Source organism: Brachybacterium phenoliresistens (assembly GCF_039530785.1).
Taxonomy (GTDB): Bacteria; Actinomycetota; Actinomycetes; order Actinomycetales; family Dermabacteraceae; genus Brachybacterium; species Brachybacterium phenoliresistens.
This window is the reverse complement of record NZ_BAAAOW010000001.1, coordinates 944,424-952,716: the sequence shown is the minus strand read 5'-3', so window position 1 is coordinate 952,716 and position 8,293 is coordinate 944,424. Positions and strand designations below refer to the sequence as shown.

Genomic DNA, 8,293 nt, shown 5'->3' with positions numbered 1-8,293 from the left:
GCCGATGGTACTGCACTCGGGAGGGTGTGGGAGAGTAGGACGCCGCCGGACATTCTTCTAGTACGGAGCGGGTGACATCATGGTGTCCTCCCTGCCGCAGCCATCCGATGGGTGGCGCGCAGGTCGAGGACCGGGTGTCACCCGCTTCGTCATTCCCCAGACCCGTTTCTGTTTTGCCCTGCTGCCGATCGTGCAGCGGGGCTTTTTCGCATTCCAAGGCGCCCGGAGTGGGGGGGGGGAGCCGTAGCCGTCTGCCGGCCTATCGCGTCTGCGCTCGTCAGCGCGGGGTGCGCAGAGAAGCGGAAGCGGCCACGGCAGCGGGCTGTGCTTCTCGCCCCGGAGACACGGCGCCGGCACCTGGTGCCGGGTGATCGACCCCCGGCCTCATGAGGTGTCGCCGTGTCGAAAGGGCCCGCGATCGATCAGCCATCCGGAGGGCGCAGCAGATCGTTCCTGCGCTGCCGACGCTCGTCGTGCCTGCGCGCGCCGGACGGGTCATCAGGCGTGCCCCTCGCACGAGGTGTGCCCTGCCGGGGGAGGGGGAGAGAACGTGTCCGGGAGCCGCGCTGCCGGCCGTGTTCTCGCCGGACGGCGCCGGCTCCGCGTGCGGACGGGAGAGCGGGTCGTCAGGTCCGCCACTGTGAGGGACTTCCGTCCCGTCCCGATCCCCGGGGGGTCGGTAGACTGGCGCCCGGCGTGCTGACGCGCGCCGCGCGCCGGAGACGGCGCTCCTGGCGGAGAAGAGGAGAACGATGCGTACCACGCTGTCGGCGGTTCCCGACATCGACGAGGATCTGGCGCAGTCCGTCGCCGATCGACTCGTCGAGGTGGAGCAGCGTCTCCGCGACAGCGTCGCGACCTCGGACGACATGGTCCAGTGGACCGGCCGCTACCTGATGGACGCCGGCGGCAAGCGCGTGCGCCCCATGCTGGTGCTCCTCGCCGCCTCCCTCGGGGACGTCACCCGCGAGGAGGTGCTCGATGCGGCCGTCCTCGTCGAGCTCACCCACCTCGCCAGCCTGTACCACGACGACGTGATGGACTCGGCGGTCACCCGCCGCGGGGCCAAGGCCGCACATCAGGTGTGGAACAACTCCGTCGCCATCCTCACCGGGGACTTCCTGTTCGCCCGTGCGAGCGCGCTGAGCTCCTCCCTCGGCCTGGACGCGGTGCGCTGGCACGCCGAGACCTTCGAGCGGCTCTGCCTCGGTCAGCTGCACGAGACCGTCGGCCCCAAGCCCGACGAGGACCCCTTCGACCACTACCTCTCCGTGCTCGCGGACAAGACCGCCTCCCTCATCGCCGTGGCCGGTCGCCTCGGGGCGTCCCTGTCCGGCGCCGGAGAGCACAGCGCGGACGTCCTCACCCGCTACGGCGAGAAGGTCGGCGTCGCCTTCCAGCTCGCCGACGACGTGCTGGACCTCGCGGTGTCCGCCGGCTCCAGCGGCAAGACCCCCGGCACGGACCTGCGCGAAGGCGTCCCCACCATGCCCACCCTGCTGGTGCGCCAGCGCCACGCCGAATCCCCGGACGCGCGCACCCAGGAGATCATCGATCGGCTCGAGGGCGACCTCACGAGCGACGAGTCGCTGGCCGAGCTCGTGGAGCTCCTGCGCGGCGACCCCGCCCTCGAGCGCACCCGCGAGCTGGCGCAGCGGATGTCCGCCGAGGCCGAGGCGATCCTCGACGAGCTCCCGGCGTCCCCGGTGCGCGATGCGCTGCACGCCTTCACCGCCTCGATGGTCGACCGCCAGCGCTGAGCATCGGACGCCGGCGGCGATCCACGCCCGCCGGCCCCTGGCCGGGCCGCAGCGGCACCCGGCAATGCCATTCGTACCACGCTTCGTCCCCAGTCGTGGCTCCCTCCCCGGGCTCCTAGTAGTCTGTGAGGCGTTGTGCAGACGGGACCCAGGTCTCGCGGGGAGGCCTGGCCGGGATGGGGCCGCCCGTGCGACCGCGTCGTGCGCCGGAGGGCACCAGCCGTCCTCCACGGCATCCGTCCCGGTGAATCGATAGGGGTACGACCGCATGTCCGTCACGACCGGAGTCCGCAGGCGCCGCCGGCGGACCAGCGCCGTCTCTGCGGCCGTGCTCGCCGTCGCCGCCCTCGTGATCACCGGGTTCGCCGTCGCCTACGACGGGCTCTCCTCCTCGGAGGTCGAGGTGAACGACGGCGGGGTATGGGTCACCAACGACGCCGACGGGATGATCGGCCGCATCAACGTCGACGCGGAGGAGCTCGACGCCCGTCTGGCGACACCCGGCGACGCCATCGACGTCCTCCAGTCCGGCTACCACGTCCTGGTCATGAGCGACCGCGGATACAAGCCCGTCAACACCGCCGGGGTCGAGACGCTCTCCGCGGTCGAGCTGCCGGTGGACTCCCGTGTGGGCCTCGGCGGGGACCGCGTCACGATCGCCGCGGGAGACGGCCGGGTATGGATCCTGACCCCCCAGCAGGCGGCCGCGTTCAGCCCCGCGACCGCGCCCGATCCCGTCTACACCGCGAGCGGGCATCGTCCCGTCGTCACCGTCGGCACCGACGGGACGGTGTTCGTCCTGGACGGCGGCAGCCTGATGCGCTTCCCCCGCGCGGAGGACACCACCAAGCCCGCCAAGGACGCCCCCGTGGACATCGCGGGGCTCAGCGACGACGAGGAGTCCCTCGAGCTGACCATCGTCGGGCAGGAGCCGGTGATCCTCGACCGTTCCGCGAGCCTGCTGCGCATCGGCATGAAGGGCAGGGAGTACGACCTCAACGCCCAGGGCATCGACGCCTCCAGCGCGAGGCTGCAGCAGCCCGGCGATGCCTCCGCGGAGGGGATCGTCGTCCTGGCCACCAGCTCGGCGCTGGTGGAGGTCCCGCTGGACGGGGCCGATGCCGCAGCGCACCCGTCCGGAGGTACCGGGAAGCCGGTCGTCCCCGTCCAGATCTCCGGGTGCGCATACGGGGCCTGGAAGGGCGCCAACACGGCGCTGCGCGCCTGTGCGGGCGACGGCGAGACCAGCGGCTCGCGGATCGAGGGGGCCGACGAGGACGCGAACCTGACCCTGCGGGTGAACCAGGGCCTCGTGGTCCTCAACGATCGCAGCTCCGGCAAGTCCTGGAAGATCCAGGACGAGATGCAGCTCGTCGACGACTGGGAGTTCACCCAGGACATCGAGACGGACAAGCAGCAGCAGGAGGACGAGGAGACGCTCACCTCCAAGATCACCAACGTCGACGCCGAGCGCAGCGAGGAGAACCAGCCCCCGACGGCCAACCCCGATGCCTTCGGCGTGCGGGCGGGCGGCAACATCGTGCTGCCCGTCGTGCGCAACGACACCGATCCCGACGGCGACCTCCTCACCGCGAAGGTCGTGGGCGACCAGCCGGGCATCGGCACGGTCACGCCCATCCGCGGGGGCACGCAGCTGCAGGTGACCGTCGACGAGGACGCGACGGGCGCCGCGAGCTTCACCTACGAGGTCGACGACGGGCGCGGCGGGAAGGCCACCGCCGCCGTGGACCTCACCGTGCAGCCGGAGTCGACCAACACCGGTCCGCGACCGGCCGACGAGGACGTCGCCGCCACGAAGATCCAGGTCCGGTCCGGGCAGTCCGTGTCCTTCAACATCCTCCCGTACTACCAGGACGACGAGGGCGATGCCTTCTACCTCTCCAACGCGACCATGGACCCGGAGGACACCGTCACCTTCACGGCCGATGGGCTGATCACCGTCAACGACGCCGGCAAGAGCCCGGGGGAGAAGACCGTCTCGCTGTCCTTCGTCGACGAGCACGGCGAGACCGGCGAGGGCACCCTGATCGTCGAATCGGTGACGGACGACGAGCTGCCGCCGCTGGTGACCGCCGACCATGCGCGCATCGCCGCGGGACGGTCGGTCACGCTCAAACCGCTGCTGAACGACGTGAACCCCAACGGCGGCGACCTCGAGCTGCTGGGGGTGACGCCCTCGCAGCCGGAGGGTCTCGACGTGACGATGGACGCCCACTCCGGCACCGTGACGGTCCGGGGCGAGACGGAGGGCTCCTTCTACGTCGAGTACACCGTCGGCTCCGGGGCGCAGACCGCCACCAGCCTCATCCGGGTGGACGTGTCCGCGCCCACCGAGGAGGCGCTGAAGCCGGTCGCCGTGGACGACATGGCCATGGTGACCACGGGCCGGTCCACGCTCGTGGACCCGCTCGAGAACGACGTCGACCCCTCCGGCGGGGTGCTGGTCCTCAACTCCGTCGAGGTGCCGCCCCAGAGCGGGCTGAAGGCGACGATCCTCGACCACCACCTGCTGCGGATCGAGGCCGAGCCCGGCAGCGAGGCGGGGACCGAGCCCGTGCCGATCACCTACGAGGTCGCCAACGGCACCGACAGCGCCACCGGGACCGTGCGCGCGATGGTCGTCCACAGCGACACGCAGTTCGCCATCCCGATCGCGGTCGCGGACTCCGGCGTCGTCCGCGCCGGCGACGTGATCAGCCTCGACGTCCTGGCCAACGACTCCTCGCCGACGGGCTCCCCGCTGCACGTGAAGGAGGTGTCCGATCCCTCCGCCGTGGCGTCCTCGGGGACCCTCGAGGTGGTCCAGGACGCCGTCCGCTTCACGGCCGCCCCGGATGCCAGCGGCGAGGTCAGCTTCGAGTACACCGTGATCGACGAGACGGGCCGCGAGGACGCGGCGACGGTCACGCTCCGGATCGTCCCCGCCGACGGCAGCAACGATCCGCCGCGCCCCCCGAACATCGAGGCGCGCACCGTCGCCGGCACCCCGGTGCGGATCCCGGTGCCGACCAGCGGTGTCGACGACGAGGGCGACTCGGTGCTGCTGATGGGCATCTCGAGCCCCACCCCGCAGCTGGGCACGATCACCGAGTCCACCGGCCAGTGGCTCGAGTACACCCCCGCCCCCGGTCAGCACGGGACGGACACCTTCCGGTACCAGGTGATGGACCGCCAGGGCGCCATCGGCACCGGGGAGATCTCGGTGGGGATCGCCGAGCCGGCCGCCGTGAACCTGCCTCCGGCCGCCGTGGACGACACCGTCGAAGTGCGTCCGGACCGGATCGTGCAGATCCCGGTGCTGGAGAACGACTCCGACCCCGAGGGGGCGCCGCTGTCGATCGACCGCAGCGCGGTCCAGGCGCAGGAGGGGCTGGAGCTCATCGAGCCCGCGCCGGGGGAGTCCTCTCCCTACGTGACGGTGCGGACCCCGGTGGAGCCCGGCACCTACCAGGTGACCTACGCGGCCTCCGACGGGATCGCCTCGACCCCGGCCACCGCCATCGTCAAGGTCGACGGCGAGGCGCCGCTGCGGGCGCCGGTGGCCGTGGACGACTTCGTCGACGCCGCCGACGTGCTGGATCCCGAGGCGGAGACCGTGGAGGTCGACGCCCTGGCCAACGACTTCGATCCCGACGGCAGCGCGCTGGACCTCGGCTTCGCGCTCGAGGGCAGCCCCGAAGGGGTGACCGCCGACGAGAAGGGGCTGGTCCGCATCACCCCGCAGGAGGAGCAGCAGCGGATCCGGTACACGGTCACCGATATGGACGACCAGAAGGCCTCCGGGTACATCTGGGTGCCGGGCACCGCCAAGCAGCAGCCGGTCTGGACCGGAGGGACCCTGGAGGTCGGCCACAACGCCGAGCTGGCCATCGACCTGACCGACCCGAAGCTCGTGCGGGTGCGGCCCGGCGCCGAGAACGTGACGATCTCCGACCCCGACGCGGTGAGCGCGAACCACTCCGACGGCTCGGAGATCGCGGTGGACGGCACCCACCTGCTGTACCGCCCGCAGGAGGGCTATGCCGGGCCCGACACCATCACGGTCCCCGTCACCGACGGCGCGCCCGGGGACGCGACGGCCGCGACCTCCACGCTGACGATCCCGATCACGGTGCTGGCCGACGACGTGAACCTCCCGCCGACGATGCAGGGCACCGTGCTGCGCACCGAGCAGGGCGCGGCCGCCACGACCCTGGACCTCGCGAGCCTGGCCGCCGATCCGGAGGAGGAGGCGCTGACCTTCGCCCTCGGCGAGTCCGCCACGGTCTCCGGCGTCCGGGTGACCCTGGACGGTTCCACGCTCACCGCGCAGGCGGACAAGGCCGTCCCCAAGGGCACCATCGTCGACGTCGAGGTCAGCGCGAGCGACGGCACGAACCCTCCGGCCACCGCGATCGTGCAGGTCAGCGTGCAGGGCTCCTCGAAGCCGCTGATCGCCACGGTCCTGGCGGAGGAGGAGCTCGACGCCGGACGCAGCGGCACCTACCCGGTGCTCGAGAACGCCTCGAACCCGTTCCCGGGCGAGCCGCGCACCATCACCGGCGTCGGGACCAACACGGCCGAGGTCCAGGCCGAGATCGCCGGGGAGGCCGTGACCGTCACCGCCGATCCCGAGTTCCACGGGATCGCGACCATCACCTACACGGTCCAGGACGCCACCGGCGATCCCGATCGCCGGGTCACGGGGACGCTGCAGGTCAACGTGATCGGCAAGCCCGAGGCGCCCTCGGCGCCGCGCATCCTCGAGACCGGCGACGGGTTCGTGAAGCTGGACTTCGTCCCGCGGGCGGACAACGGCGCAGAGGTCACCTCCTACACGGTCTCCAGCGCGAGCGGCCCCGGCGTCGACCGGGCCTGCACGTCCACGATCTGCACCGTCGACGGCCTCGAGAACGACACCGAATACACCTTCCAGGTCGTGGCGACCAACCGCGTGGGCCCCTCGGACCCCTCCGCCCCGTCGGCGACCGCCCGGCCCGATGTGCGCCCCGACAAGCCGGACGCGCCGAGGGCGACCCGCGGCGACGGCGAGCTCACCGTCGCCTGGCGGGCACCGGTCAACCGCGGTTCCGCGATCGAGGGCTACGACCTGCAGATCCGGACGGGATCGGGGCAGATGGGAGAGACCCGCACGGGGCTGTCGGCGGGGGAGACCTCGCTGGTGTGGGGCGAGCTCAGCAACGGCACGAACTACATGTTCCGCGTGCGCGCCCACAACTCCGCCGAGGACGCCTCCGACTGGTCCGACTGGTCATCGGCCGAGCACCCGGCGGGGAAGCCGAAGAAGCCGAAGGGGACCCCGTCGGCGGAGCGCTCCGGCAGCGGCAGAATCGACGTCTCCTGGCCGGGGATGAGCACGGACGAGGCGAACGGCGAGCCGATCACCGGCTTCGTGGTCACCGCCTCCGACGGCACCCGCAAGCGCGTGGACGGCGGCGACGCCCGCTCCACGAGCTTCACGAACCTCGATCCCGATACCGAGTACACGTTCACCTACGTCGGCGTGAACTCCGTCGGCGACGGGACGCAGGCCTCGGCCGCGTCCAACGCCGTCACCGCCTGGGCCAAGCCCGCGCCGCCGAAGAACGTCTCGGCGACGATGGACGAGAGCACCAACGACGGGCCCGACGGCACCGTCACCGTCTCCTGGGATCCGGCGGACGGCAACGGCACGGCCATCCAGGACTATGTGGTCACCGGCGGCGGGCGCGAGGAGGTCGTGAAGAACGGCACCTCGGTCACCCTCACCGGTCTCCAGAACGGGAAGGCGTACACCTTCACGGTGCAGACCCGGAACCGGTTCGAAGCATCCGGCGGCCTCAGCGACCTCTCGAAGCCCTCGAACTCGGTGACGCCGTACACGAAGCCGGCCAAGCCCACGGTGAGCTCCTCGGCCTCCGCCTGCACCGGCAGCAAGACCTGCCCGGTGCGCTTCGAGGTGTCCGCCAACGGCGACGGCGGTGCCGGCGGGATCGACAAGCTCGAGTACAACATCGACGGGGAGGGCTGGAAGACCTACTCCGGTCCGGTGGAGAAGACGGCCTCCTCGGGGCAGAACGTCTCCTTCCAGGCCCGCGCCTGGAACACCAAGGGCAAGGTCAGCGACACCGTCGAGAGCCCCCGGCAGGCGAGCACCTATACGCCTCCCGAGCCGAAGTTCGCCGGCATGACGGTGATCGCGCGGGAGAACAACCCGCCGACCTGCGACTCCCCGGTGTACTGCCGGAAGATCGACGTGGCGCTGAAGGACCTCGACCCGAACAGGACCTACACGCTGACGATGTACACCAACAACGCCGATCCGGAGGGGTGGTGGGAGTTCAAGCGGGCCGGGTACGGACGCGAGCTCCCGGTCACGCCGAACGCCGACGGCACCTGGAGCTACCACGGCCAGTACAACAGCTACCTCTACTACGGCATCCCGCTCTCGAACGTCGACGTCTTCGTGGACGGGAAGAAGGTCGGGAACTTCGAGCACCCCGACAAGAAGTGGTGACCGCGGCCCTGGCATG

The 8,293-nt window shown here is 71.3% G+C and carries 2 protein-coding genes; both read left to right on the top strand.

Features of this window, described 5'->3' with window-relative positions:
* Window positions 1-752: 752 nt before the first annotated feature.
* Window positions 753-1,760 carry a polyprenyl synthetase family protein gene (locus ABD234_RS04330; RefSeq protein WP_038374756.1) on the top strand — a complete coding sequence of 336 codons (1,008 nt, stop codon included), beginning with the start codon at window positions 753-755 and terminating at the stop codon, window positions 1,758-1,760.
* Window positions 1,761-2,028: 268 nt separating this feature from the next.
* Window positions 2,029-8,277 carry an Ig-like domain-containing protein gene (locus tag ABD234_RS04325; protein WP_344354246.1) on the top strand — a complete coding sequence of 2,083 codons (6,249 nt, stop codon included), beginning with the start codon at window positions 2,029-2,031 and terminating at the stop codon, window positions 8,275-8,277.
* Window positions 8,278-8,293: the final 16 nt, after the last annotated feature.